We start from the raw sequence: 24201 nt of genomic DNA on the forward strand, positions 1-24201 counted from the left end.
GCCCCTGAGGGGCCGGGCGCCGTCGTCGGCTCGCTCTTCCGAATCAGAACAGCAGCGAGGTGAGCCTCGTGCGCGCCGACGTGACGCGCGGATCGGCGGGACCGATCAGCTCGAACAGCTCGACCAGCCGCTCACGGACGCGGGTGCGGCTGTCGCCGTCGACCGCGGTGAACAGATCCAGCAGTCTGCCGAACGCGTCATCCACATGCCCGCCGGCGAGATCGAGATCGGCGACCTGGAACTGCGCGTCGACATCCGTCGGCCCGGCAGCCGCGGCCGCGCGAACCTGCTGCAGATCGAGGCCCTGCACGCGGTGCAGCAGGCGCACCTGGCCGAGCCCGGCCTTGGCGTCCTCGTCACGCGGATTCTCGGCGAGAGCCTTCTCGTACGCGCTGATCGCGCGGGCGTAGTCGCCGGCTTCGATCGCCTCGAACGCCTCCGCGTGCAGCGGCGGCAGCGGCGCCGGCTCGTCTGCATCCGCGGCCGGGGCCTCGTCGCCGAACGGGACCGAGCCGGTCACGCCGTTCTGTGCGGCGACCTCGAGCAGGCGGGCGAAGACCTCACGCACCTGCTCCTCGGGAACCGCACCGGTGAACATCGGCACAGGCTGTCCGCCGATCAGCGCGACGACCATCGGGATCGACTGGGCGCGGAAGGCCTGGGCGACCTGCGGGTTGGCGTCGACGTCGACCTTGGCGAGCACGACGCGTCCGCGCTGCTCGCGCGTCACCTTCTCGATGATCGGGCTGAGCTGCTTGCACGGCCCGCACCATTCCGCCCAGAGGTCGACGACGACGGGAACCGAGCGCGACAGCTCGAGGATCTCCCCGAACGACTGGTCCGTAACGTCGACGACGACATCCGGAGCGTCATCGCCGGGTGCGGCCGGCACTGCGGGTCCCGCCGGTGCGGAAGCCGCGGCCGGACGGTTGCGCAGAGAGGACAGGTCGACGGCGCCGCGCAGAGCGGCAGCGGAGATCTCGGTCACTGGTTCACCTTCACGCTGAGGAGGTCCTGATGGTATGCGAGGAGACGGATCTGCTCCTTGGAGCCCTGCGCGGGCACGGAGAAGAAGAGCTGGATGCCGTAGGTCGTCGTGAAGCCCTTCGCGGACTCCTTGACGCCGGTCAGCACGCTCGCCTCCTGATTGTCGCCGATCCGGATCACGGCATCGGCGGTGGTCGGTGTGATCGTATCCACGTCGTCGACGCGCACGGCCACCACCGCACCGCTCCCCAGAGTGGCGAGGGAGAGCGGCGTCTCGTCGGGTGCCTTCATGTCGAACGCGACCGACGAGGTGGTGTCGGCCTGCTTCTCCTTGAGCCCGGTGAGGACGTTGGTGCGACTGTCGCGGATACTCTGGGCGAGCTTCTCGGCGGTGGCGTCGAAACGACCGGCGAACTCGCTCTTGTCACCGTCGTCCACGAAATCGGAGAAGGCTTCCGCCACCTGATCGGGCGCCAGCGCGAGGAAAGGCGACTCCGCCGGGATGCGGGTCGTGCCGAGCCAGGCCGGTGCGACGTCGGGGAACTCAGCCGCGGCCGGCATGTCGGCCATCTCGGTGACGTGGTAGTTCGACCACGGATCGTCCTGTGTCATCGTCAGCAGGACGGGCGCTGCCTTCTCGTCCTTCTCGGAGACGGTCAGGGCGAGCACGGTGCGCGGCCAGCTGTCGGTCGCCTCCGGGAGCACGATCTTGACCCTGTCGCGCGGAGCCGTCAGCGGTTCGGTGCGCTCGGCGATGGCCCCGCGCAGAGCGTATTCCGTGCGCCGGCCCTCGAGCACGATGCCGGAAAGACGGGTCTCCGCGCGAGCGATGTCGAGATCTGTGTCGGCCTGCTTCACGACCTTGGCGATCTCCGAGACGATGCGCTGACCCTGCTTCTTCGTCACGACCGGGGGCTTCTGATCTTCGGGGGTCACCACCGTCGGCGTGGGAGTCGGCGTCGGCGTCTCCGCACCGAGATCCGGCCAGGAGTCCGAGGTGCAGCCGGTCGCGAGCACGGCGGTCAGAGTCAGGGCGGGAAGCCCGAGTGCGAGGCGGCGTCGCAGCGCCGTGCGCGGCGTGCGTCCGGATGCCCGTTCCTCGCCCTCGTCGGCGCCGGAGGCGGGCTCGGTCCGACCGCTCGCCGGACGGTCGTCGTCGACGGCGGTTCCGTCACCCTCGATGGCTTCACGCTCGGGAGCACCCTGCATCTCGATCGGCTGCGTCGCCGGAAGCGGCCCCGGACCCTTGCGCAGCGGCCCGCGTCCGCGACGCTGGTGTCGGATGGCCAGGAAGTAGAGCACGAGACCGGCCAGCAGGAGGATGCCGCCGGCGGTCATCAGCGGACCCGCCAGCGGGGTGCGGCTGTCGACGCCCCAGCTGACGGCGACGTCGTCGGGCGCGGGTGCGATGCCGTCACGCGCGATGAGCACGCTGTGTCCCGGCGTCAGCTGCATCCCGGTCACCAGGTAATCCTCCTCGGCGAACGAGTCGAGCCAGAGATCGGAGCCTGCCGGGTTGCGTCCCGAGGTCTCGCCGCCTCCGGCCGGTGCCTGCTGCGGCTCGACGGTCTCGCTCACCGGGCGATCGCCCTTCCCGAGGGTGACCTTCGTGTAGCTCGTGTCGGAGAGCCAGGCCTCGGCGTCGTCGGTGCGGGCGTAGGCGGCGAAGATCTCGCCCTCGCCGCGCACGAGCAGCGTCTGCAGTCCAGGGTGTGCGCTGAGCACCTCTGCATCGACGAGCAGATAAGGCTGTGATCCGTCGACGGAGAGCGCCATCGTCTGCTCTGTGGGCCCCATGAATATGGTGCGCTGGGCGATCCCGGCTCCGATGAGAACCGTGGCCAGCACGAAGGCCACGACGGCCCATACGAAACGCACGAATCAACTCCTTACGTGACCGGGCATCCGCCGCCGGTCCGCTCGACGTTTCAGACTAGCGAAACCAGCTGGGCATTACCCACGAAGCGGAGGTCCCGACCCGGCAGGATGCGCATGCGGCCCGTCGCGGGGGCGTCGCACCGAGCAGCAACTAGGATCTTCGCAGGTCGACCAGGAGAGCCATGAAGATACACAGTCCCTTTCGCACCGCGCTGGTGGCGACGCTCGGCGTGGGCCTGGGCCTGCTGCTGCTCGCCGGGGCGCAGACACTGTCGACGATCATCCTGTACATCGGCACGGCTCTGTTCCTGAGTCTGGGACTCGACCCGCTCGTCACCTTCCTCGAGAGCCGCGGACTCCCCCGCTGGGCCGCTGTGCTTCTCACCATCCTCGCCGTCCTGGGTGTCTTCGCCGCTGTCATCCTGATCGTGCTGCCCGTCGTCACCGATCAGATCACGCAGCTGGTGACGCGCATCACGCCGCTGTTCGTCAACGGCGAGCAGACCGTGAGCGACATCAAGGGCTGGCTCACCGACGCGTTCCCCAACCTCGAGGTGAACCTCGTGTTCGACTACATCGAGAGCTGGATCACCTCCGAGGAGTGGACCAAGAGCGTGACCGCATGGAGCACCACCATCGGCGAGGGCGTGTGGGTGGTCGGCGGCGCCGTGCTGGCCGGCGCGTTCGGTGCGTTCATCGTGCTGATCCTCACGATCTACATGACTGCCTCGACCCCCTCGCTCAAGCGCGCCGTCTACCAGCTGGTGCCGGCGTCCAGGCGCGAGCGCTTCATCGACATCGCAGACCAGATCACCGATTCGGTCGGCCACTACGTGATGGGCCAGGTCTCCCTCGGTGTGATCAACGGCATCCTGAGCATGATCTACCTGTCGATCATCGATGCCCCGTTCACCGCGGTGCTCGCCGTGGTCGCCTTCTTCTTCTCGCTCATCCCCCTGGTCGGGACCCTGACCGGATCGACGATCATCGTGCTCGCCTGCCTGCTGCCCGGGGTCGGTTCACCGGGGACGGCTCTGGCAGCGGCGATCTACTACTTCATCTACATGCAGCTCGAGGCGTACTTCATCGCGCCGCGCATCATGAGCCGTGCAGTGTCGGTTCCGGGAGCGGTGGTCGTCATCGCCGCCCTGTCCGGCGGTGCGCTGCTCGGGCTCCTCGGTGCGCTGATCGCCATCCCGGTCGCGGCGAGCATCCTGATCATCTACCGGCAGGTGCTGATCCCGCGCATGAACGAGCGCTGAGCGAGGATCGGCGCGCTCAGTCGATGCGCCAGCAGCGGGTGTGCCAGTGCCGGCGGGACGCGAGGTCGGCATTCTCCCCCATCACCCCGTCCGCACGCCAGACCACGACATGCGCGGTACCGGGAGAGATACTGCCCGCGCATCCGGGGCACCGATACTCCTTGTGCGCCTGACCCGACGAGATCGGCTGCACGATCCATTCCCGGCCGCGCTTCGTCTCGGTGCGCTTCCACCCGGCCAGAAGCCGGTCGAAGGAGTCGTCAGACGCGGCGCGCTCAGGCCTGCGGCGATGGGAGCGTGGCATGACGCCCGGTCACCACCAGTGGTTGCGCGTCCAGAAGTTGTACGCTCCGGCCCAGCTCCCGTAGCGCCCGACGGCGTACCCGTTGCCCCAGCGGAGGTTGTCGACAGGGTCGTAGCCGTTGCCGGGAACCTTGCTGCAGGGCAGCGCCTGCACGAGGCCGCACGCGCCCGACGACTTGTTGGTCGCGTTCGGGCTCCAGCCGCTCTCCTTGGAGACGATGTAGTCGACGTACGGCCAGTCGCTGCTCGCGATACCGGCAGCAGCCATCCACTCCTCCTTGGAGCCGCCACCCGTGTAGCGCGGCTGCGCGGGCGGGCTGCTCTTGGGAGCCGCTGCCTTCGTCTTCTCCGCCGGCGCCGGCGCGGGCGGAGGGGTGGGCTTCGGCTTCACGTAGACCTCGAAGGCACTGCGGTTGACAGACACGATGTCCGCACTCTCGACCGAGACGGTGATGCTCTGCGTGTCGGCGGAGGCGAGCGAGAAGGCGGTCACGGGCGCATCGGCCGGCTCGGGATCGGCGACAGCGACACCGCTCGGCGCCATCATGGCAGCGGAGATGCCGACGACCGCGAGGCCGGCCAGCACAGCGCTGACACGCTGACGCGTCGGGGTCCTCTTCGCACGCGAGACGGTCGGGCGCGTCGCGGTCGAGATCAATTCGTTATCGGGAGTCACGATGGCCACCAGTCTACGCACAGCTCAGCATCACATCCATGAGAACTCACCGAGAACGCCTCAGCGCACCGAGAGGAGCACTTCCACCGTGGCGTCGAGAAGGGCATCCACCTGCTCCTCCCGATAGCCACCGCGCTGCATGCGGAAGGCGGCGCTGCGCACCTGCTCGACGTCGAGCGGCTCGCCGTCCCGCAGGAATGCCGAGATGCGGTCGCCGACGTGATCGACCTCGTCCATCCGGTAGCCGAAGGTCAGGATGCTCGTGCGTGCGAACCGCTTCTTCGCGGGCCGGCTGAGGTGATCGAGCACCTGCTGAGCGTCCCCCCGCGCGCGAGCCACCCAGGCATCCACACCCACGCTGCTGATCGCCCGCTCGCGGGTGCGCTGCGCGAAAGCATCCTCCACCCGAGCAAGGGCCGCATCGACATCAGCGATGACGTACCCTCCCCTGACCAGGGGGAAGGATGCGGCGCGCACGTCGTCCGCCCCGAAATCGTCGCGCGACGCCTCGAACGCCGCTCGGGCGGAGTCGAGAAAGCTGTCGACCGCTGCACGGTGGTATCCGCGCTGGCGCCCCGTGGCCAACGGGAATGCCGGCGGCACCTCGTCATGTCCGGAGACGAGTGTCTCGAGGTCGGAATCAGTCATCAGGATCCGATCAGAGGGGTGAGGAGGTGGTACAGAGCGAGGGCCGGAACGGTGGAGGGAAGGATGCTGTCGAGCCGGTCGAGCAGACCGCCGTGTCCGGGAAGCCAGGAGCTCATGTCCTTGATACCGAGATCGCGCTTGAGCATCGATTCGCCCAGATCGCCGATGGTGGCGAAGATGAGGATCGCCGCGCCGAAGATCAGACCGCACCACCAGGGCAGCTGCAGCAGGAAGATCGCGAGGAGCACACCCACGGCGAGCGATCCGACCACCGCACCCCCGAAGCCCTCCCAGGTCTTCTTCGGGCTGATCCGCGGGGCCATGGGGTGCTTGCCGAAGGCGAGCCCCGCCGCGTACGCGCAGGTGTCGGCAGCGACCGCGACGGCGATGAATCCGAGCACCCACCACTCGCCGTTCTCTCGGCTCAGCAGCATGAGCGCCACCGAGGTCAGGAACGGCACGTACACCTGCACGAATGCCCCGACCACGACATCCGCGAGCACGGCGCCGTATGTGCGTCCGTCGGCGGCGACCATCTGCGCGATCATCCGCCACACGCTCACGAAGGCGACCGCGGCGATGAGCACGACCCAGCTCAGCCAGAGTGCGGCGAACGGTCCGGTCAGAAGAACAGCGGCACCCGCGATCAGCTGCGGGGCGATGTCCACCCGGCGCCCGCCGGTGCGCAGTGCCCGGGACAGCTCGTAGGTGCCGAGCAGACCGGCCGCGATCGCGATCGGCAGGAACAGCCATTTGATGAACAGCAGGGACGCGATGAGCACGGCGCCGAACGCCACGCCGATCAGGATGGCGACGATCAGATCGCGTCCCGTGCGCTGCTTGATCCGCTCGTTCGCCTGATCGAACTGCTCGCGGGCCTGCGTCACGTGGGACTCGAACTCGCCGCGCCTGGCGCGCCACTGCTCGCGCAGCGCATGCGACTCCGCCCCGTCGACGGCCGGCATCGGCGGACGAGGCGGGATGCGTCCGGCGTCGAAGGCCGGGAACGCCGCATCCGAGAGGGTCCGTTCCGCATCCGCGCCGCCGCTCCCGTCGCCGGCAGCCGGGCGCGCGGACCCATCGCCGCCAGCGGGAGCATCGCCCTGACGGGCTTTTCGTCGCGTCAGCGGCTGCTCGCCGGAATCGCTCTCGCCTGCCATGCCGTCAGACCTCGAGCAGCTCTGCCTCTTTGCGCTTGAGCGCGTCATCGATCGCGTCGACGTACTGACGGGTCAGGGCGTCGAGCTCCTTCTCTCCGCGGGCGAGCTCGTCCTCGCCAACCTCGGCCTTGAGTCCGTCGAGCTGATCCTTCGCCTTGCGACGGATGCCGCGGATCTGCACCTTGGCGTCCTCCCCCTTGGAGCGCACGAGCTTCACGTACTCCTTGCGGCGCTCCTCGGTCAGCTCCGGCATCGTCACACGGACGATGTTGCCGTCGTTCGTGGGGTTCGCTCCGAGGTTCGGCATGTCGCGGATGGCCTGCTCGATCGCCCGCAGCGCGCTCTTGTCGTACGGGGTGACGATGAGCGTGCGTGCCTCGGGGTTCGCCATCGAGGCGAGCTGGGCGATCGGCGTGGGCGAGCCGTAGTAGTCGACCATCAGCTTCTGGAACAGCTGCGGGTTCGCGCGCCCGGTGCGGACCGTGGCGAAGTCCTCCTTGGCGGCGTCGACCGCGCGGGTCATGCGTGCGGTGGTATCAGCGAGGACGTCCGCGATCACGGGTGCTCCTTAGGTCGTGGTTTTGGAACGATTCTATCCGGCGTTGTGCCGCCGAACCCTGAGCGACAGGTCGATCAGGGGGTGACGAGCGTGCCGATCGGCTCGCCGAGCAGCGCCTTGGTGACGTTGCCCGCAGGCTCCATGCCGAACACGCGCATGTCCATGTTGTTGTCCATGCACAGGCTGAATGCGGTGGAGTCGACCACCTTGAGACCGCGCTGCAGAGCATCGCGGTAGGTGACCTGCTCGATGCGCTCGGCGCTGGCGTCCTTCTTCGGATCGGCGGTGTAGATGGCGTCGACCCCGTTCTTCGCCACCAGCACCTCCTGCGCGCCGATCTCCAGCGCGCGCTGGGCGGCCACCGTGTCAGTCGAGAAGTACGGCAGACCGGCGCCGGCGCCGAAGATGACGACGCGCCCCTTCTGCATGTGCCGCTCAGCGCGTCGCGGGATGTAAGGCTCTGCCACCTGGGTCATCGAGATGGCCGACTGCACGCGCGTGGCGGCGCCGGCCTGCTCGAGGAAGTCCTGCAATGCGAGGGCGTTCATGACGGTGCCGAGCATTCCCATGTAGTCGGCACGGCCGCGGTCCATGCCGCGCTGGCTGAGTTCGGCGCCCCGGAAGAAGTTCCCTCCGCCGACCACGATGGCGATCTCGACACGGTCGACAGCTGCCGCGATGTCACGGGCGATCTGACCGACGATGTCGGGATTGACGCCGAGCTGGCCTCCGCCGAACGCTTCGCCGGAGAGCTTCAGGAGGACGCGCCGGCGTCCGGTGCCTTCGGTCATGGATGGGTTCCTCTCGTCCCGATTCAAGATAGTGCCTTCTGGGCATGAAGAAGGGGGTCCGGATCTCCGATCCGAACCCCCTTGAGGCTGTTACGCGCCGACCTTGAAGCGCGCGAAGTCGGTGACGGTGATACCGGCATCCTTCGCGACCTGGGCCACGGACAGCTTGTTGTCCTTCGCGTAGTCCTGCTCGAGAAGCGCGACCTGCTTGAAGTACGCGGTCACGCGACCCTCGACGATCTTCGGCAGAGCGGCCTCGGGCTTGCCCTCGTTGCGGGAGATCTCGGTGACGATGTCGCGCTCCTTCTCGACCTCGGCGGCCGGGACGTCCTCGCGGGAGAGGTACGACGGGTTCGCGAACGAGATGTGCTGCGCGATGCTGCGAGCGGTCTCGGCGTCCGAACCGCTGTACGCGACGACGACACCGATCTGCGGGGGCAGGTCCTTGCTGGTGCGGTGCAGGTACACCGAGACGTCGTCTCCGGTCACGGTGCGCACGCGACGCAGCTCGACCTTCTCGCCGATGATGGCCGCCTCGTCGGAGATCAGCTGCTCGACGGTCTGCTCGCCGGCCGGAGCGGCGAGCGCCGCCTCGACCGAGTCGGCGGCGACGGCTGCGACAGCGTCGGCGACCTTGTCGGCGAGCGAGATGAAGCGCTCGTTCTTGGCGACGAAGTCGGTCTCGCAGGCGAGCTCGATCAGCGTGACGCCGCCGTCGATCTCACGAGCGACGACGAGACCCTCGCTGGTGGAGCGGTCGGCACGCTTCGCGTTGCCCTTCGCGCCCTTGAGGCGAAGGATCTCGGTCGCCTTCTCGACGTCTCCGTCAGCCTCTTCGAGCGCCTTCTTGGTGTCGACCATTCCGGTGCCGAGCTGCTCGCGCAGCGCCTTGATGTCGGCGATGGTGAAGTTGGCCATGTGTGGTGGCTCCTTGCTTCGTATCTGAACGTGTGGGGTGACTTACTTGGCGTCTGCCTCGGTGGCGTCGGCTGCGGAAGCCTCAGCGGCCGCTGCCGGAGCCTCGGCTGCCTCAGCGGCGGGAGCCTCAGCGGCCTCTGCCGGAGCCTCGGCGGCCTCAGCGGCCGGAGCGTCAGCGGCTTCAGCGGCCGGAGCCTCAGCGGCCTCAGCGGCCGGAGCGTCGGAGCCCTCGAGGAGCTCCTTCTCCCACTCGGCCAGCGGCTCTGCGTCGCCCGACTCGGGGTTGTGCTTCTGCTGCAGGCCCTCGGCGGCGGCGTCGGCGATGATGCGCGTCAGCAGGGAGACCGAGCGGATCGCGTCGTCGTTGCCGGGGATCGGGTACTGGAAGTCATCCGGGTCGGCGTTCGTGTCGAGGATGCCGATCACGGGGATGCCGAGCTTCTTGGCCTCGTCGATGGCGAGGTGCTCGCGCTTCGCGTCGACGACCCACAGAGCCGACGGGGTCTTCGACAGGTTGCGGATGCCGCCGAGCGACTTGTGCAGCTTGTCGAGCTCGCGCTTCTTGAGGAGAAGCTCCTTCTTCGTGAAGCCCGACGCTGCGGGGTTCTCGTAGTCGAGCTCCTCGAGCTCCTTCATGCGAGCGAGACGCTTCGCGATGGTGGAGAAGTTGGTGAGGAGGCCACCCAGCCAGCGCTGGTTGACGTAGGGCTGTCCGACGCGGTCGGCCTGCTCGGCGAGGATCTCCTGCGCCTGCTTCTTGGTGCCGACGAAGAGGATGGTGCCGCCGCGGGCGACGGTCTCCTTGACGAAGTCGTACGCCTGGTCGATGTACGACAGCGACTGCTGCAGGTCGATGATGTGGATGCCCGAGCGCTCGGTCAGGATGAAGCGCTTCACCTTCGGGTTCCACCGGCGGGTCTGGTGTCCGAAGTGCACGCCGCTGTCGAGCAGCTGGCGGATGGTGACCACAGCCATGGTCGTCTCCTTGTTCTGACGCTGTCGCGTCGTTGAGGTTGATTCGCCGGTCGATCGACCGGCAGTCCTGGTGCCCGGCGCACACCCGCCCGCTCGAGAAGCGGGACCTGTGGGAGTGGATGCCACGACCTGAGTCGCTGTGGGCACGCGTAGTCACCTCGATTTCGAGGTGCTCCCCCAGTGTACAGGATCGTGCTCTGCGTGAACGTCCTGCACAGGTGCGTGAATCTGCCGGTTTCTCCCCGGTGATCGGCATCCCTCGACTCGCGGCGACGGCGGATGGGCGAAGGTGGGGCGATGCGCACCCGCTTCATCGCCCTCGTCCTCTCGCTGTCCCTGTCGCTCTTCGGCGGCACGGGCGATTCCCCCGCGGTCGAGGGCACGTGGCAGTGGCCGGTCGACGGCATCCGGTCGGTGGTCGAGCCGTTCCGCGCCCCCGCGCATGAGTACGGCCCGGGGCATCGCGGTATGGATGTCGCTGCCGTCGCGGGCGCTGATGTCGGGGCTCCTGCGGCCGGCGTCGTCGCGTTCCGTGGCACCGTGGTCGATCGTCCGCTCATCACGATCGATCACGGCGGCGGTCGTGTGAGCACCTGGGAGCCGGTCGCGTCGGCGTTGTCGCCCGGTGATGCGGTCGCCGCGGGGGATCTGATCGGGACGGTGGCGGCGGGCGGCCACGCGGAGCGCGGCGCGCTGCATGTGGGCGTGCGACTGGACGGGCGCTACGTCAACCCGCTGCCCCTGTTCGGCGCGGTGCCGCGGGCGATCCTGCTCCCGTGCTGCGACGTGTGAGCCTGCGGGCTGCCCCGTGCGTCACGCGCGTGGATGGGCGAGGCGGTAGCCGGCGAGCAGCCGCTCGGCCGACACGTGCGTGTAGATCTGCGTCGTACCGAGGCTCGCGTGCCCGAGGATCTCCTGCACGGTGCGAAGATCGGCCCCGCCATCGAGCAGGTGGGTGGCCGCGGAGTGCCTGAGCGCATGCGGGCCGACATGGTCGGCTCCGACAAGCGGACCGAGCACGCGGGAGACGAGGGCGTAGACGCTGCGGGAGCCGATGCGCGCTCCACGCGCGCCGAGGAACAGCGCGGGCGTCGTCTGCGCGGCGCGGCGCATCAGCGCCGGGCGACCTCTGGTCAGGTACGCGCCGATCGCATCGGCGGCAGGTGCACCGTACGGGACGACCCGTTCCTTGGCGCCCTTGCCCAGCACGCGCACGGTGCGTCGATGCATGTCCACGTCGTCGATGTCGATGCCGCACAGTTCTGAGACGCGCATGCCGCTGCCGTACAGCGCCTCGAGGATCGCATGGTCGCGCAGCGCGACCGGGTCGCCGTCCGCGGCCGCTGTGCGATGCCGGTCGAGCAGCTCGCGCATGCCGTCCTGCGAGGCGACGAGGGGAAGGGTCTTGGCGCGTTTCGGCGTCACCAGACGGAGGCTGGGGTCGACGGCGATGAGCTCGCTCTCGTGCGCCCACCCGAAGAACGAGCGCGCCGCCGCGGCGCGGCGAGCGAGCGTCGACCGGGCGTCGCCGCGCTGCGTTGCCCGCCACAGCCATTCACGCAGCGTCTCGAGGTCGATCTCGCGCAGGTCGGCGTCGTCGACGACGGCACCGAGGTCGGCGAGGTCGGAACGGTAGGCGCGCACGGTGGCGGGCGACAGCCGTCGCACTCGATCCAGGTACGACGTGAAGGATGTCACCGCGTCCGCATACCTCACCTCTCCAGCATGCCGCTCCCCCGCTGCTTCCCGGACGGGCGCGCCGGGAGATCACGCCGTGCTGCTACAGCTGCTGCCGCACGGGCGCACCGTCACTGCAGGCGCACCCACCCGTCGTCGCGCTGTGCGGCGAGGCCATCGAGGGCGACGAGCCCGAGCAGCGAGCGCACCCGCTCGATGGAGAGCCCGCTGCGGCAGGCGATGTCCGCCGTCTCTCGGGCGCTGCGCGTGCTCATCGCGTCGAACAGCCTGGTGCGGTCGTGATCCGGGGCAGCCGACGGCGCCGCCGTGGCCGCCGTCTCGCCCCACAGTTCTCTGACCTCCTGGGCGCTGGTGACGCACACCGCGTCGTACTCCCGCAGCAGCCGATGGCATCCGGCCGATGCCGCAGAGGTGATCGGCCCGGGCACCGCACCCAGCGGGCGGGCCAGCGACGACGCGTGCCCTGCGGTGTTCAGCGTGCCGCTTCGCCAGCCCGCCTCCACAACGACCGTCGCCAGGGTCGAGGCCGCGATGAGCCGGTTGCGGGCGAGGAAGCGCCACTTCGTGGGCGCCGACCCGCAGGGCACCTCGCTCAGCACGACGCCGGCCTGCCGGATCCGATCGAACAGCTGCTGATGCCCGATCGGGTACGCCCGGTCGACACCACCCGCGAGGAACGCAGCCGTCGACCCGCCGACACCCAGCGCCGCCCGGTGCGCCGCCCCGTCGATCCCGTACGCTCCTCCGGAGACGACGAGCGTCCCACCGGTCGCAAGGTCGCCCGCAAGCTCCGCGGCGACGTTCTCGCCGTACCCGGTGGCAGCCCTGGCGCCGACGATCGCCGCCGCGGTCTGAGCGCCCAGCACATCCGCGTCGCCCCGGGCCCACAGCAGCACGGGCTGATGGACGTCGAGGTCGCCGAGCCCGTCCGGCCAGAGCTCGTCACCGGGCAGCAGCAGGCGTGCTCCCACACTGTGCGCAGAGACCAGGGCATCCCGCACGGCGCGCGTGCTCGCACGAGGCCGCCAGCGCGCCATCGCCTCAGCGAGAGCCCGGGGTGCAGCCACCCCTGGGGGCATGAGGCTCGACTCACCGAACACGGTGCGCAGCGCCTCCACCGCACCCAGGCTCTGCAGCAGGGCGCCGGCGACACCATCGCCGGGCTCGACGAGAACCGACCACGCCACCCGCGCCGCCACCTCGTCGGGGTCCGCATCGGCACGCAGCAGGCGTGCGGTCGAGCGCAGATCCGGGTCATCGATGAGTTCGAGTCCCGTGGCGATCATGCCAGGAGTCCTTTCTTGAGGAACAGCGCCTGCCCGAGCTGATCGGCTCCGGGCGATGACAGACCGGCGAGATCGCTGAGAGTCCACGCGATCCGCAGCACCCGGTCGTACGCCCGCAGGGTGACCGCGCCCCGCTCCAGTGCGCGATCCAGCGGAGCCCGCACCGCGGGAGGCAGGCGCAGCGCGCCCTGTCGAAGCCTCTCCCCCGGCACCGCGCCGTTCACGCGCCACGGGCTCGCGCGCCATCGCTCCGCCGCCGCCGCTCGCGCGCGGGCGACGCGCTCGCGCGCCTCCGCGGTCGACATCGTCGATCGTTCGCCGGACGTCGCCCGGGATGCGGCGACCCGCGCGACCTGCAGATCGATGTCGACCCGGTCACGGAGAGGGCCCGACAGGCGTCCGGCGTATCGGCGGATGGCTGTCGGCGGACAGGTGCACTCCGCTGCGCGAACCCCGTAGTTGCCACAGGGGCAGGGGTTCATGGCGAGGACCAGCTGGAACTGCGCGGGGAAGCTCGCCGCGAATCCGGCCCGCACGATCTCGATGCGCCCCGACTCGAGCGGCTGGCGAAGCGCGTCGAGCGCCGCCCGCTGGAACTCCGGCGTCTCGTCGAGGAACAGCACGCCGCGATGCGCACGCACGATCGCTCCCGGCCGCGGCGCGCGGGATCCGCCGCCGACCAGCGCCGCCGCCGACGCCGTGTGGTGCGGCGCCTCGAACGGGGGCAGGACGTCGAGCCGGGTCACCGCGTCGCCGGTCAGCGATCGGATCGCCGCGACCTCGAGCGCCTCGGTCTCGGTCAGCGGCGGGAGGATGCCGGGCAGCCGACGCGCGAGCATGGTCTTGCCGGCGCCGGGCGGGCCGCTGAGCATCATGTGGTGCCCACCGGCGGCTGCGGTGATCAGCGCGTCGACCGCTTCGTCCTGGCCGATCACATCAGCGAGGTCCACCGTCTCATCGGCGGGGTCGCTGCGGGCGGTGAGAACGACAGGATCGGCATCGTCGACCTCGACGTCAGCGCCGTGCGCCACCGCGACCTCGGCGAGGGACACGGCGGCGTGCACCTCGACGCCCGGCACGAGCCGGGCCTCGGTCGCATTGGCATGCGGGACGATCACCCTAGTGAACCCGGCGCGCGCGGCCGCATAGACCGCCGGCAGCACGCCGGGCACGGGCCGCAGTCGGCCGTCGAGGCCGAGCTCGCCGATGTGCACCGTCGAGCGGACGGACTCCCGGCGCAGCGTTCCCCCGGTCGCGAGGGTCGCCACGGCGACACTCAGATCGAAGCCGCTTCCCGCCTTCGGCAGGTTGGCGGGCGACAGATTCACGGTCAGCCGCCGGCGCGGAAAGTCGAGTCCCGCGTTCACGCACGCGTTCCGCACGCGCTGCGCGGCCTCACCGAGAGCCTTGTCCGGCAGGCCGATGATCTGGAATCCCGGGGTCTGGTTGCTGAGATCGGCTTCGACCTCGACCATGTGCCCGTCCACCCCGGTCAATGCGACCGCCCACGTGCGCGCCGTGCTCATCGCAGGTCCTCGAGGTGCTCGAGCCGTGCGTCACGGGCATCCGGGCCTGTGAGCCCGATGATCTCGAGCCTGATTCGCCGCCCTGTCGACAGCTCGGGATGGGCTTCAGCCCACGCGAACGCCAGTCGCCAGAGCCGCCGGTGCTTGCGTTCGTCGATCGCCTCGAACGGATGCCCGAAGCGCTCGGAGCGACGCGTCTTCACCTCGATCACGCAGAGAAGACGCTCTCGGGTGGCGACGATGTCGATCTCGCCCTGCGCGCACCGCCAGTTGCGCTCGAGGATCTCGTAGCCGCAGGCGCTCAGGTGCTGCGCCGCCCGCTCTTCGCCCGCTCGCCCCAAGTCGTCTTTCGCTGCCATGACGACAGCCTGCGGTGTGGCGCGAACGCCGGGGCCCGGCATTCACGGTGATTGTGGAGAACCCGTCGACATCCCCGAACTGGGGACAGAGGTCACTTGCCGTCGAGCGACAGCTCCTCCGGCAGCTCGAACTCGCGGCGCTGCAGCTCTTCGACGTTGACGTCCTTGAAGGTCAGCACCCGCACGGCCTTGACGAAGCGATCGGCGCGGTAGATGTCCCACACCCAGACGTCGCTCATCGAGATCTCGAAGTAGAAGTCGTGCTCGGTGTCGCGGCGGACGACGTTCACCTCGTTCGCGAGGTAGAACCTGCGCTCGGTCTCGACGACGTACTGGAACTGGCCGACGACGTCGCGGTACTCGCGGAACAGCGCGAGCTCGAGCTCGCGATCGTAGTCGTCGAAGGCATCCTCATCCATGATGCCTCCATCCTATGAGCACTCGAGCGCTGATGCGGACTCCTCAGAACAGCGTCGGCGCGTCTGCGATCGCCCACGACGATCGGTGCAGCGGCGACAGACCCCTCTCGCGGATCGCCTGGCGGTGCTCCGGGCTCGCATAGCCCTTGTTGCGCTCCCATTGATAATCGGGATGCTCGGGGTGCAGCCCGGTCATGTGCGCGTCGCGCGCGACCTTCGCGATGACGGATGCCGCCGAGACCGACGCGCAGTCCCGGTCGCCCTTGATGATCGTGCGCACCCTGAGCGGCGCGGAGTGCACGCGGGAGACGTAGTCATGGTTGCCGTCGAGGATCACGAGGGTGCGCTCCAGGCTCGCGCCGGCATCGACGACCGCCTGCACCGCGCGGGACGCCGCGAGGCCGAGGGCGCGCATGATGCCCACCTCGTCGATCTCGGCGGCGCTCGACCAGCCCACGGCCGACAGCGGCACCCACCTGCTGGCGCGCTCGGCCATCTCGGGTCGGCGCTTCTCGGTGATCATCTTCGAATCCCGCAGCCCGTCGAGCACACGGCGGCGGGAGCCGGCCGCATCCATCACCGCCGCCCCGACGGCGACGGGACCCGCGAGTGCTCCCCTGCCGACCTCGTCCAGCGCGATGATGAGGTCGAACTCCTTGAGCATCCGACGCTCGAGCGTGAGCGTCGGGGCGATCACGCTCATTCGGTGGCGGGCACGGAGCGGAACACGTCGTCGTGCGTGTCTATGGGCCCGAACCTGTCGAGGGGCCAGGTGGTGAGGAAGGCGCGGCCCACGACGTTCTCGAGCGGCACGAAGCCGCTGCCGGGCAGATCCTGGTGCGCGCGGGAGTCCTGAGAGCGGTCGCGGTTGTCGCCCATCACCCAGATGCGGTCCTCCGGCACGGTGACGTCGAAATCGGTGTTCGAGGCCGCCGTGTCGCCCTGGGGAAGGTTGAGGTACGCGAGCTCGTTGATCGGCGAGCCGTTCACGGTGACCTGCCCGAGCGCGTTGCAGCAGACCACGTGATCGCCGGGCATGCCGATCACGCGCTTGACCAGATGGTCCTGGGCGTCGGTGGTCGAGATGCCCACGAAGGTGAGGGCCCAGTCGGCCGCCTCGACAAGCGGGGGCCGTGCCGGGGTCCGCGGCGCCGCCGGCAGCCAGCCGCCCGGATCCTTGAACACGACGACGTCACCGCGGTCGTATCCGCTCCAGCGGGGGGTGAGCTCGTCGACGAGGATGCGGTCGTCGACGAGCAGGGTGCGCTCCATCGATCCCGACGGGATGTAGAACGAGCGCACGATGAAGGTCTTGACCACGAACGACACCAGCGCCGCGATGAGGATGATGACAAGCACATCGCGAAGGAAGACCAGTGCGCCCCGGTGCCGCTGCGGTGGCTGAACTGCCGCGGGGGCATCGGATGTCATGTGGTTCCTCTTCATCGGCTCACCGCGCACGCGGCAGTACAAGGGTTGCACACCCGCGACCGAACGACAGAACCCCGGGACGAGTGTCCCGGGGTTCTGGTGCAAGGATGCGACGAGTCAGTTCTCGCGCTTCTCCTTGATCTTGGCCTTCTTGCCGCGCAGGTTGCGCAGGTAGTACAGCTTCGCGCGACGGACGTCACCGCGGGTGACGACCTCGATGTGGTCGATCACCGGCGAGTGCACCGGGAAGGTGCGCTCGACGCCCACCTGGAAGCTGATCTTGCGGACCGTGAAGGTCTCGCGCACGCCATCGCCCTGACGGCCGATGACGACACCCTGGAACACCTGAACACGCGAACGCGCACCCTCGGTGATGTTCACGTGCACCTTGACGGTGTCACCGGGGTGGAAGACGGGAATGTCGGAACGGAGCGAAGCCGCGTCGACGAAGTCGAGGATCTGCATGATCGTCTCTCTCTGCACTCGCCACAGGTCGGGTGCATGAATCAAAGGGATGAGAACGGGTGTGTGCCGAGCGGCGCGCGAGGCGTCCGCGGGTTCCCCTGAGGCAGAACCGGATCACGGCACAAACAGCTATTCTGCCATGAACCGCGCCCCTGCGCCACTCGGGCGGGTCCGTCAGAACTCCCGGTGACGAGACTCCTCGATGATGACGACGCCCGGCTCACTCCCGGCGCGATCGCCGCGCTGCTGCGGGGCGATCGTCGACCACGTCAGCGTCTCGCGCAGCCGCGCTCCCGCATCGCGGGCCTCATTCCAGAGCTGCCAGAGCTGCATCCAGAAGAGCGCGACCGCCGCGACGATGGCGGCCGTGAGCAGCCAGGGGAAGGCGCCGTCGATGAAGAAGCCGACGAGGATCGTCAGGACGTGCCACACCCCGAAGCCGGCGACATCGAGCCACGACACGGCGCGCTCGGCGCGCACCGACGGACGCGAGCGCGTCAGCAGCGTCAGCACGAGCTGAGCGACGAGAACGCCGGGAATCGCCATCAGCAGCACCCAGAGCAGCCCCCAGCCGCTCTGCCCGAAGATCGCCCAGCCGATCAGCATCCACGCCGGAAGGGCGAGCGATGCCGGCAGCAGCCAGCGGAACATCAGCCGTCGCAGGTCCATGCTCCGATGGTACGACCGCGCCTGCCGCTGCGGCCGGGTGTTCGCTGTGGGCATCGGCAGGGTGGGCATCGGGGAGAATGGATGCTGACGAGAGGAACCCCCATGATCGAACTGCGCACCCCCGCCGAGATCGACGAGATGCGCGCCGCCGGCCGCTTCGTCGCCGAGACCCTGGCGACCCTGCGCGATGAGACGAAGGTGGGGACGAACCTGCTCGCCATCGACGCCAGAGCGCATGACCTGATCCGCCGAGCCGGTGCCGAGTCCTGCTACATCGACTACGCCCCGTCGTTCGGTCGCGGTCCGTTCGGCAAGGTCATCTGCACCTCGGTGAACGACGCCGTGCTGCACGGACTCCCGCACGACTACACGCTGCGCGACGGCGACCTCGTCTCGCTCGACTTCGCGGTGTCGGTCGACGGCTGGGTGGCCGACTCTGCCGTCTCGTTCGTCGTCGGCACGCCTCGCGACGAGGATCTACGTCTCATCGACACCACCGAGCGCGCTCTCGACGCCGCCATCGCCGCCGCCGTCGTCGGCAACCGGATCGGCGACATCTCGGCATCCATCGCCGCCGTCGCGCACGACGAGGGCTACTCGATCAACACCGACTTCGGCGGCCACGGCGTCGGCCGCATCATGCACGGCGACCCGCACGTGCCGAACGACGGCCGTGCCGGGCGCGGATTCCCGCTGCGCGAGGGCCTCGTCTTCGCGCTCGAGCCGTGGTTCCTCGCCACGACCGACGAACTCGTGACGGACGATGACGGCTGGACGCTGCGCAGCGCCGACGGATCACGCGGCTCGCACTCCGAGCACACCGTCGCCGTCACGAAGGACGGCCCGATCGTGCTGACGGACCGTGGATTCCTCGGGGTCGACTGACCTCGAGCCGCTCGACGCCGCCCGGACGCTCCCAGAGCTCTCGCATGCGTTCTGCCTAGACTCGCATCCGACACCGCCCGACGACCCCGAGGGATACGCCGCACGATGACGACCTCCACGACCGAGACCTCCTGGCTCGGCTCACTCATCGACGCGGTGATCAGCCTGATGGACATCATCGGTCCGGTCGGCGCCGGCGTCGCGATCGCGCTCGAGAATCTGTTCCCGCCGCTGCCGAGTGAGGCGATCCTGCCGATGGCGGGGATCGCCGCCCACGACGGCGCCTTCGGCCTGTGGGAGGCCGTCGTGTGGACCACCGTCGGATCGCTGGTTGGGGCGCTCGCCCTGTACGGCCTGGGCGCCTGGCTGGGCCTGGAGCGCCTGCGACGCATCGCGGATCGTCTTCCCCTCGTCGACGTCTCCGACGTCGACCGCACGGTGGCGTGGTTCCGGCGTCACGGCGGGAAGGCCGTCTTCTTCGGCAGGTTCATCCCGATCTTCCGCAGCCTCATCTCGATCCCGGCCGGCGTCGCGCGCATGCCGCTGTGGCGCTTCGGTGCGCTGACGACGGCCGGCAGCCTGATCTGGAACACCGCGTTCATCCTCTGCGGCTGGTTCCTCGGCTCGGGATGGCACATCGTCGAGCAGTACGTGGACGTGGTTCAGAACATCGTCATCGTGGTCGTGGCGGTGACGATCGTCGTGCTCGCGGCCATCCGCATCCGCTCGCTGCGAGTGAAGCGCAGCGGCGACACCGCCTCTGAGCCGGGTGACGCGGCCACGGACGAGGTGCCGGTCACGTCAGGGCGCTGACGGCCGGCGCGGTCAGTCGGAGAGCAGGTCAGGACGGCGCGCGCGGGTGCGCTCGAGCTGCTGCTCGTGGCGCCAGGCGGCGATAGCGCCGTGGTTGCCGCTGAGCAGGATCGGCGGCACCTGACGGTCGCGCCACGCCGACGGCTTCGTGTAGGACGGGTACTCCAGCAGACCGTCCTCGTGCGACTCCTCGACCAGGCTCTCGGGGTTGCCGACCACGCCGGGGATGAGCCGCCCGATCGCCTCCACCATCGCCATCACGGCGACCTCTCCCCCGTTCAGCACGTAGTCGCCGAGGCTGATCAGGCGCACCTCGCCGCGTTCGGCGGCGTACTCGAAGACGCGCTCGTCGATGCCCTCGTAGCGCCCGCAGCCGAAGATCAGGTGCTCACGGGTCGCCAGGTCGCGGGCGGTGCCCTGCGTGAAGACCTCGCCAGCGGGCGAGGGGAAGATGATGGTCGGTCGGCCCTTCGACAGACTCGGGGATCCGCTTTCCGAACCGGAGAGCTGGTCGAGGGCGAGGCCCCAGGGCTCGGGCTTCATCACCATGCCGGCGCCGCCGCCGTAAGGCGTGTCGTCGACTGTCCGGTGCCGGTCGGAGGTCCAGTCCCGCAGGTCGTGGACGTGGAGATCCAGGATGCCCGAGTCACGAGCCTTCCCGAGCAGGGAGAGCGCGAGACCGTCGAAGTACGACGGGAAGATCGAGACGACGTCGATTCTCATCGGTGGACGCCGTCGCTCACTCGGAGGGCGCGTCGTCGCCCGCGTCTGCTGACGGAAGCTCCTCGAAGAGCCCCGGCGGCGGCGTGACGACGACACGACCGGCGGCGACATCGACGGTCGGCACGATGGCTTCGACGAAGGGGACCATGACCTCGCCCGACTCGGTCCGGACGATCAGGAGGTCCTGCGCAGGGAGGTGCTCGACCCGCGCGACCCGACCGACGACGACGTCGTCGCGCACCACATCGAGACCGACGAGCTGGTGCGCGTACCACGCGTCGTCCTCGGCCTCGTCGTCCTCGTCCATCCAGAGGATCGCCCGCACGAGCGACTCCGCCGCGGTGCGGTCGTCGACGCCGTCGAGGAAGACGACCGAGTTGCCGTTCATCACGCGGTACTCGCGGATGGTGACGGTCTTGCCGTGCCAGCTGGATGCCTCGGGCACCTGCAGCGTGAATTCGGCTCCCGGCACGAAGCGTCGCTCGGGGTTGTCGGTATACAGCTCGAGCTTCAACGCGCCCTTGAGTCCGTGCGCCTTGAGCAGGCGGCCGACGCGAAGCTGGTTCTTCTCGGCGGCCACGTCAGTCGTCCGCGACGTCGACGCGGACGCGGCGTCCGTCGGCGAGGGCGGAGATGAGCGTGCGCAGCGCCTTGGCGGTGCGGCCGCCGCGCCCGATCACGCGACCACGGTCATCCGGGTGCACGTGCACCTCGAGGAGGTCGCCCCGGGGCGACGCGGATGCGGTGATGCGGACATCGTCCGGGTGATCGACGATACCCTTGACGACGTGTTCGAGCGCGGCGGCGAGCACAGCGGATTACTCTGCGTCGGCGGCGGGAGCCTCAGCGGCCTCCGCGTCGGCGGCGGGAGCGTCGGCCGGGGCCTCCTCGGCCTTCTTCTCGACCTTGGGCTTGACGACCGACTTCTTGGCCGCGTCGACCTCGAAAGCAGCCTTCGGCTCAGCGACCTGGACGGTGGACTTCGCGTCCTTGTCGCCCTTGAACTTGCCCCAGTCACCGGTGAGCTTCAGCAGCGCGGCGACCTGCTCGGTCGGCTGCGCGCCGACGGACAGCCAGTACTGCGCACGGTCGGAGTCGACCGTGATCACCGAGGGGTGCTCGGTGGGGTGGTACTGACCGATCTCCTCGATCACGCGGCCGTCGCGCTTGGTGCGCGAGTCGGCGACGACGATGCGGTAGTGCGGTGCACGGATCTTGCCCATGCGCTTGAGACGGATCTTGACAGCCACGATTCTCCTGAATGGTGTGGAAAGAAAGATGAACCGGTCGCCTGGAGAGTGGGGTGCACATCCGGCGGAAGCTCTGAAGGGGTGACGGATGCTGGATAGAGGGTCGAGCAGCCGTCCGACCCACTATTCTGCCAGATTCGCGCGCTGTCCGCGAAACGACACGTCACGGCGTGCGCAGCGCCTCGGGCCGGCGTGTCAGACTGTGCGCGTGTCGATCGAATTCGCCCCCTCCGCTCGTTCGACCGTGGGGCTGGAGTGGGAGGTCATGCTCGCCGACCCGCGGACAGGAGATCTCGTCGGCCGGGCACCCGAGCTGCTGACCCGCCTCGAGAAGCAGAGCGCTCCGGAGCGTCACACCGTCACCGGTGAGCTGCTCACGAACACGATCGAGGTGACCAGCGGTGTCGGCACCACCGTCGCCGACGCGGTCGACGACGTCGCCGCCGCGATCGCCGCCGTGCGCCGCTCGACCGACCCCGCGGGGATCGAGCTGCTGTCGGCCGGCAGCCACCCCTTCGCCCAGTGGTTCGATCAGCGCGTGACCGACAAGAACCGCTATCACAAGCTCATCGAGCGCACCCAGTGGTGGGGCCGGAACATGATGATCTGGGGCATCCACGTGCACGTCGGCGTCGATGAGCAGGCGAAGGTCCTTCCGATCATGGGTGCACTCGCCGGGTTCCTCCCCCACCTTCAGGCGCTGTCGGCCTCCAGCCCTTACTGGGCCGGTGAGCGAACCGGCTACGCGTCGAACCGCGCGCTGGTGTTCCAGCAGCTGCCGACCGCGGGCCTGCCCTGGTCGATATCGACCTGGCAGGAGTTCGAGACCTTCGTCGACGACATGACCCGCACCGGGGTGATGGCCGATCCCTCCGAGATCAGGTGGGACATCCGCCCGGCGCCGAAGTGGGGCACGATCGAGGTGCGCGCCTGCGACGGCATGTCGACGCTCAGCGAACTGGCATCCGTCGCCGCACTCACGCAGACACTGGTGGAGTTCTTCTCCCGCGAACTCGACGAGGGCCGAGAGCTGCCGACGCTCCAACCCTGGTTCCACCGCGAGAACAAATGGCGGGCGTCCCGCTACGGCCTCGACGCGAAGGTCATCGTCGACCGTGCCGGATCCCAGGTGCCGGTACGCGAGCACATCAGCGCGGTCGTGGAGGACCTGATGCCGATCGCCGCTGATCTGAGGTGCACGGAGGAGCTGCAGGGTGTGCACACGATCGTCGAGCAGGGCGCCAGCTATTCGCGTCAGCTCGCGGCGGCCGACGCGGCGAACGGCGACCTGCGACAGGTCGTGCAGCACCTGATCCGGGAGTTCCGGGCCGGCCCCGAGCGCTCGGTCGACGCCTGATCCGCCAGTTCCGGGCCGGTCCCGAGCGTTCGGTCGACGCCGGAGACCCCGGTCGCCCCCGACCGATGGGCCCGGTCGGTCCAGACCCGTCCGCCCGTGCCGTCCGGTCAGTCGCTGTCGAGCAGTCGGCGCGCAAGTGCGTCGTCGAGCACGACGTCGGTGATGAGTCCGGCGCCGATCGCCGCCCGGAGCGAGCCGAGCTTGGCCGAACCCGAGACGACGCACACCCGGCGCGGCACACGCCTGAGCCGGTCGAGCCCGGGGCCGGTCGAACGTGCATTCAGCCGCACGTCGCGCCAGCTGCCGTCCGCACGGAAGAACACTGTCGCGACGTCGCCGATGACGGCATCCTCTTCCAGACTCCGGTAGTCGTCGCGACCGAGATAGCCGCCGACATACACACGGCTGGGCACATCGGCCCCAGGCGACCCCAGACCGAACACCGCGATGTCCATCTTCGCCTGGAAGGCGAGCACCCGTCGGGTGCTGCGCTCGCGCCACATCGCCTCGCGCGTGTCGGGGCTGTCGAAGAAGGCGGGGACCGGGAACTGCTCGACCTGGGCGCCGAAGGCATGACCGAAGCGCTGCAGGATGTCGCTGGAGTACTCCAGGCCGCTCGTCTGCGTGTTGCCCGCCCCGTTGAGCTGCACGAACGTCGTGCCGTGAGTCTCCTTGGGGATCAGCGAGCGGCTGACCGCACTGATCGTGGAACCCCACGCCACCCCCGCGACCATGTTCGAGTCGATGAACTGCGACAGGAGACGCCCGGCGGTGAGCGCGACGCGCTCGAGTCGCTCGACCTCACTGACGCGCTCCGCGATCGGGGCGATGTGCGCGGTGATGCCGTGCCGATCGTTGAGCCGCTGCTCGAGCATCCCCAGTCTCTCGAGTGGCGAATGGATCCGGATGTCGACCAGGCCGACCTCGCGGGCGAAGCTGAGCAGCCGCGACACCGACGATCGCGACGTCCCGAGGTCGCGGGCGATGACATCCATCGTCTGGTCCTGCATGTAGTACAGCTGCGCCGCGGTCAGCGCGGCGATCAGCTTTCGGTCGTGTGCGGCATCCGTGGCCATGTCGTCCTCCGCCGCGATTCTTGCACATATGTGCATCGGGGTTGCACGTGGCGCGCTGGGGGTCGATGCTGAGAGCATCCAGAGAAG

Annotated in this window: 29 protein-coding genes; 5 read left to right on the plus strand and 24 right to left on the minus strand. The window is 69.2% G+C overall.

Annotated features, from left to right (window positions below):
• Window positions 1-43: 43 nt before the first annotated feature.
• Both ACWGSM_RS01790 and ACWGSM_RS01795 read right to left on the minus strand, forming a co-directional pair.
• Window positions 44-988, minus strand: coding sequence for a tetratricopeptide repeat protein (locus ACWGSM_RS01790; protein ID WP_452321271.1), 945 nt, complete (start codon window positions 986-988; stop codon window positions 44-46).
• Window positions 985-2865 carry a glycosyl transferase gene (locus ACWGSM_RS01795; protein ID WP_452321272.1) on the minus strand — a complete coding sequence of 627 codons (1881 nt, stop codon included), beginning with the start codon at window positions 2863-2865 and terminating at the stop codon, window positions 985-987. Before ACWGSM_RS01795 ends, ACWGSM_RS01790 begins: the two co-directional genes overlap by 4 nt.
• A gap of 182 nt (window positions 2866-3047) precedes the next feature.
• Between ACWGSM_RS01795 and ACWGSM_RS01800 the strand changes: the two genes are divergently transcribed.
• The gene (locus ACWGSM_RS01800; protein ID WP_452321273.1) at window positions 3048-4127 is read left to right on the plus strand and encodes an AI-2E family transporter; all 1080 of its coding nucleotides are present in this window, start codon (window positions 3048-3050) and stop codon (window positions 4125-4127) included.
• 16 nt (window positions 4128-4143) lie between these two features.
• On the opposite strand, the gene ACWGSM_RS01805 is transcribed toward ACWGSM_RS01800, so the two are convergent.
• The 8 genes from ACWGSM_RS01805 to rpsB form a co-directional block, all read right to left on the minus strand.
• On the minus strand, window positions 4144-4431 hold the full coding sequence (locus tag ACWGSM_RS01805; RefSeq protein ID WP_452321274.1) for a hypothetical protein: 288 nt from the start codon (window positions 4429-4431) through the stop codon (window positions 4144-4146).
• A gap of 9 nt (window positions 4432-4440) precedes the next feature.
• Entirely contained in the window at window positions 4441-5106 is a 666-nt protein-coding gene (locus ACWGSM_RS01810; protein ID WP_452321275.1) for an aggregation-promoting factor C-terminal-like domain-containing protein, read from the minus strand.
• 60 nt (window positions 5107-5166) lie between these two features.
• Window positions 5167-5754, minus strand: a complete 588-nt coding sequence (locus ACWGSM_RS01815) for a DivIVA domain-containing protein (protein WP_452321276.1) — start codon at window positions 5752-5754, stop codon at window positions 5167-5169.
• Window positions 5754-6914: a phosphatidate cytidylyltransferase gene (locus ACWGSM_RS01820; protein WP_452321277.1), complete on the minus strand. Its 1161-nt coding sequence runs from the start codon at window positions 6912-6914 to the stop codon at window positions 5754-5756. Before ACWGSM_RS01820 ends, ACWGSM_RS01815 begins: the two co-directional genes overlap by 1 nt.
• 4 nt (window positions 6915-6918) lie before the next feature.
• Window positions 6919-7473: a ribosome recycling factor gene (gene frr / locus ACWGSM_RS01825; protein WP_313355693.1), complete on the minus strand. Its 555-nt coding sequence runs from the start codon at window positions 7471-7473 to the stop codon at window positions 6919-6921.
• Between the two features lie 74 nt (window positions 7474-7547).
• Window positions 7548-8264, minus strand: coding sequence for a UMP kinase (gene pyrH, locus ACWGSM_RS01830; protein WP_452321278.1), 717 nt, complete (start codon window positions 8262-8264; stop codon window positions 7548-7550).
• 90 nt (window positions 8265-8354) lie between these two features.
• The gene (tsf, locus tag ACWGSM_RS01835; protein WP_452321279.1) at window positions 8355-9182 is read right to left on the minus strand and encodes a translation elongation factor Ts; all 828 of its coding nucleotides are present in this window, start codon (window positions 9180-9182) and stop codon (window positions 8355-8357) included.
• Window positions 9183-9224: 42 nt separating this feature from the next.
• Window positions 9225-10157, minus strand: a complete 933-nt coding sequence (gene rpsB, locus ACWGSM_RS01840; RefSeq protein WP_452321280.1) for a 30S ribosomal protein S2 — start codon at window positions 10155-10157, stop codon at window positions 9225-9227.
• A gap of 297 nt (window positions 10158-10454) precedes the next feature.
• Between rpsB and ACWGSM_RS01845 the strand changes: the two genes are divergently transcribed.
• Window positions 10455-10949 carry a murein hydrolase activator EnvC family protein gene (locus tag ACWGSM_RS01845; protein WP_452321281.1) on the plus strand — a complete coding sequence of 165 codons (495 nt, stop codon included), beginning with the start codon at window positions 10455-10457 and terminating at the stop codon, window positions 10947-10949.
• A 21-nt stretch (window positions 10950-10970) separates the two neighbouring features.
• Here the strand turns inward: ACWGSM_RS01845 and ACWGSM_RS01850 are convergent, their stop codons facing one another.
• From ACWGSM_RS01850 to ACWGSM_RS01890, 9 genes are all read right to left on the minus strand, one after another.
• On the minus strand, window positions 10971-11873 hold the full coding sequence (locus ACWGSM_RS01850) for a tyrosine-type recombinase/integrase (RefSeq protein ID WP_452321282.1): 903 nt from the start codon (window positions 11871-11873) through the stop codon (window positions 10971-10973).
• A gap of 92 nt (window positions 11874-11965) precedes the next feature.
• The gene (locus ACWGSM_RS01855) at window positions 11966-13141 is read right to left on the minus strand and encodes a DNA-processing protein DprA (protein WP_452321283.1); all 1176 of its coding nucleotides are present in this window, start codon (window positions 13139-13141) and stop codon (window positions 11966-11968) included.
• Complete coding sequence (locus tag ACWGSM_RS01860) at window positions 13138-14667, minus strand: YifB family Mg chelatase-like AAA ATPase (RefSeq protein WP_452321284.1); 1530 nt, start codon at window positions 14665-14667, stop codon at window positions 13138-13140. Before ACWGSM_RS01860 ends, ACWGSM_RS01855 begins: the two co-directional genes overlap by 4 nt.
• Window positions 14664-15026, minus strand: a complete 363-nt coding sequence (locus ACWGSM_RS01865; protein ID WP_452321285.1) for a YraN family protein — start codon at window positions 15024-15026, stop codon at window positions 14664-14666. Before ACWGSM_RS01865 ends, ACWGSM_RS01860 begins: the two co-directional genes overlap by 4 nt.
• Window positions 15027-15118: 92 nt before the next feature.
• Window positions 15119-15445, minus strand: a complete 327-nt coding sequence (locus tag ACWGSM_RS01870) for a DUF2469 family protein (protein WP_101186491.1) — start codon at window positions 15443-15445, stop codon at window positions 15119-15121.
• A 43-nt stretch (window positions 15446-15488) separates the two neighbouring features.
• Window positions 15489-16148, minus strand: a complete 660-nt coding sequence (locus tag ACWGSM_RS01875) for a ribonuclease HII (protein ID WP_452321286.1) — start codon at window positions 16146-16148, stop codon at window positions 15489-15491.
• A complete protein-coding gene (gene lepB, locus ACWGSM_RS01880; protein WP_452321287.1) occupies window positions 16145-16876 on the minus strand; it encodes a signal peptidase I in 732 nt (243 codons plus the stop codon). Before lepB ends, ACWGSM_RS01875 begins: the two co-directional genes overlap by 4 nt.
• Window positions 16877-16993: 117 nt before the next feature.
• Complete coding sequence (gene rplS, locus ACWGSM_RS01885) at window positions 16994-17341, minus strand: 50S ribosomal protein L19 (protein ID WP_313356260.1); 348 nt, start codon at window positions 17339-17341, stop codon at window positions 16994-16996.
• A 174-nt stretch (window positions 17342-17515) separates the two neighbouring features.
• Window positions 17516-18010 (minus strand): MFS transporter permease, encoded by a 495-nt coding sequence (locus tag ACWGSM_RS01890; protein WP_452321288.1) that lies wholly within the window; start codon window positions 18008-18010, stop codon window positions 17516-17518.
• 102 nt (window positions 18011-18112) lie between these two features.
• Here ACWGSM_RS01890 and map point away from each other — a divergent pair, with 102 nt between their 5' ends.
• Window positions 18113-18895, plus strand: a complete 783-nt coding sequence (gene map, locus ACWGSM_RS01895; RefSeq protein WP_452321289.1) for a type I methionyl aminopeptidase — start codon at window positions 18113-18115, stop codon at window positions 18893-18895.
• 105 nt (window positions 18896-19000) lie between these two features.
• Window positions 19001-19708: a DedA family protein gene (locus tag ACWGSM_RS01900; RefSeq protein WP_452321290.1), complete on the plus strand. Its 708-nt coding sequence runs from the start codon at window positions 19001-19003 to the stop codon at window positions 19706-19708.
• A gap of 12 nt (window positions 19709-19720) precedes the next feature.
• On the opposite strand, the gene trmD is transcribed toward ACWGSM_RS01900, so the two are convergent.
• From trmD to rpsP, 4 genes are read right to left on the minus strand one after another with little or no spacing between them, the layout of a single operon-like run.
• The gene (trmD, locus tag ACWGSM_RS01905; protein WP_452321291.1) at window positions 19721-20431 is read right to left on the minus strand and encodes a tRNA (guanosine(37)-N1)-methyltransferase TrmD; all 711 of its coding nucleotides are present in this window, start codon (window positions 20429-20431) and stop codon (window positions 19721-19723) included.
• Window positions 20432-20447: 16 nt separating this feature from the next.
• Complete coding sequence (rimM, locus tag ACWGSM_RS01910) at window positions 20448-21011, minus strand: ribosome maturation factor RimM (protein ID WP_452321292.1); 564 nt, start codon at window positions 21009-21011, stop codon at window positions 20448-20450.
• 1 nt (window position 21012) lies between these two features.
• Window positions 21013-21243 (minus strand): RNA-binding protein, encoded by a 231-nt coding sequence (locus tag ACWGSM_RS01915; RefSeq protein WP_071644715.1) that lies wholly within the window; start codon window positions 21241-21243, stop codon window positions 21013-21015.
• A gap of 6 nt (window positions 21244-21249) precedes the next feature.
• A complete protein-coding gene (gene rpsP, locus ACWGSM_RS01920; RefSeq protein WP_452321293.1) occupies window positions 21250-21681 on the minus strand; it encodes a 30S ribosomal protein S16 in 432 nt (143 codons plus the stop codon).
• A gap of 208 nt (window positions 21682-21889) precedes the next feature.
• Here rpsP and ACWGSM_RS01925 point away from each other — a divergent pair, with 208 nt between their 5' ends.
• The gene (locus ACWGSM_RS01925; protein WP_452321294.1) at window positions 21890-23038 is read left to right on the plus strand and encodes a glutamate--cysteine ligase; all 1149 of its coding nucleotides are present in this window, start codon (window positions 21890-21892) and stop codon (window positions 23036-23038) included.
• A gap of 107 nt (window positions 23039-23145) precedes the next feature.
• Here ACWGSM_RS01925 and ACWGSM_RS01930 read toward each other — a convergent pair whose 3' ends face one another.
• The gene (locus tag ACWGSM_RS01930; RefSeq protein ID WP_452321295.1) at window positions 23146-24114 is read right to left on the minus strand and encodes a sugar-binding transcriptional regulator; all 969 of its coding nucleotides are present in this window, start codon (window positions 24112-24114) and stop codon (window positions 23146-23148) included.
• Window positions 24115-24201: the final 87 nt, after the last annotated feature.

This window comes from Microbacterium sp. NPDC055521 (assembly GCF_053619695.1).

Coding starts and splice junctions, on each gene's coding strand:
- ACWGSM_RS01800 (WP_452321273.1), top strand. CDS start 3,048: ATGAAGATACACAGTCCCTTTCGCACCGCGCTGGTGGCGACGCTCGGC.
- ACWGSM_RS01805 (WP_452321274.1), bottom strand. CDS start 4,431: ATGCCACGCTCCCATCGCCGCAGGCCTGAGCGCGCCGCGTCTGACGAC.
- ACWGSM_RS01815 (WP_452321276.1), bottom strand. CDS start 5,754: ATGACTGATTCCGACCTCGAGACACTCGTCTCCGGACATGACGAGGTG.
- ACWGSM_RS01820 (WP_452321277.1), bottom strand. CDS start 6,914: ATGGCAGGCGAGAGCGATTCCGGCGAGCAGCCGCTGACGCGACGAAAA.
- pyrH (WP_452321278.1), bottom strand. CDS start 8,264: ATGACCGAAGGCACCGGACGCCGGCGCGTCCTCCTGAAGCTCTCCGGC.
- tsf (WP_452321279.1), bottom strand. CDS start 9,182: ATGGCCAACTTCACCATCGCCGACATCAAGGCGCTGCGCGAGCAGCTC.
- rpsB (WP_452321280.1), bottom strand. CDS start 10,157: ATGGCTGTGGTCACCATCCGCCAGCTGCTCGACAGCGGCGTGCACTTC.
- ACWGSM_RS01845 (WP_452321281.1), top strand. CDS start 10,455: ATGCGCACCCGCTTCATCGCCCTCGTCCTCTCGCTGTCCCTGTCGCTC.
- ACWGSM_RS01855 (WP_452321283.1), bottom strand. CDS start 13,141: ATGATCGCCACGGGACTCGAACTCATCGATGACCCGGATCTGCGCTCG.
- ACWGSM_RS01860 (WP_452321284.1), bottom strand. CDS start 14,667: ATGAGCACGGCGCGCACGTGGGCGGTCGCATTGACCGGGGTGGACGGG.
- ACWGSM_RS01865 (WP_452321285.1), bottom strand. CDS start 15,026: ATGGCAGCGAAAGACGACTTGGGGCGAGCGGGCGAAGAGCGGGCGGCG.
- ACWGSM_RS01870 (WP_101186491.1), bottom strand. CDS start 15,445: ATGGATGAGGATGCCTTCGACGACTACGATCGCGAGCTCGAGCTCGCG.
- ACWGSM_RS01875 (WP_452321286.1), bottom strand. CDS start 16,148: ATGAGCGTGATCGCCCCGACGCTCACGCTCGAGCGTCGGATGCTCAAG.
- lepB (WP_452321287.1), bottom strand. CDS start 16,876: ATGACATCCGATGCCCCCGCGGCAGTTCAGCCACCGCAGCGGCACCGG.
- rplS (WP_313356260.1), bottom strand. CDS start 17,341: ATGCAGATCCTCGACTTCGTCGACGCGGCTTCGCTCCGTTCCGACATT.
- ACWGSM_RS01890 (WP_452321288.1), bottom strand. CDS start 18,010: ATGGACCTGCGACGGCTGATGTTCCGCTGGCTGCTGCCGGCATCGCTC.
- map (WP_452321289.1), top strand. CDS start 18,113: ATGATCGAACTGCGCACCCCCGCCGAGATCGACGAGATGCGCGCCGCC.
- ACWGSM_RS01900 (WP_452321290.1), top strand. CDS start 19,001: ATGACGACCTCCACGACCGAGACCTCCTGGCTCGGCTCACTCATCGAC.
- trmD (WP_452321291.1), bottom strand. CDS start 20,431: ATGAGAATCGACGTCGTCTCGATCTTCCCGTCGTACTTCGACGGTCTC.
- ACWGSM_RS01930 (WP_452321295.1), bottom strand. CDS start 24,114: ATGGCCACGGATGCCGCACACGACCGAAAGCTGATCGCCGCGCTGACC.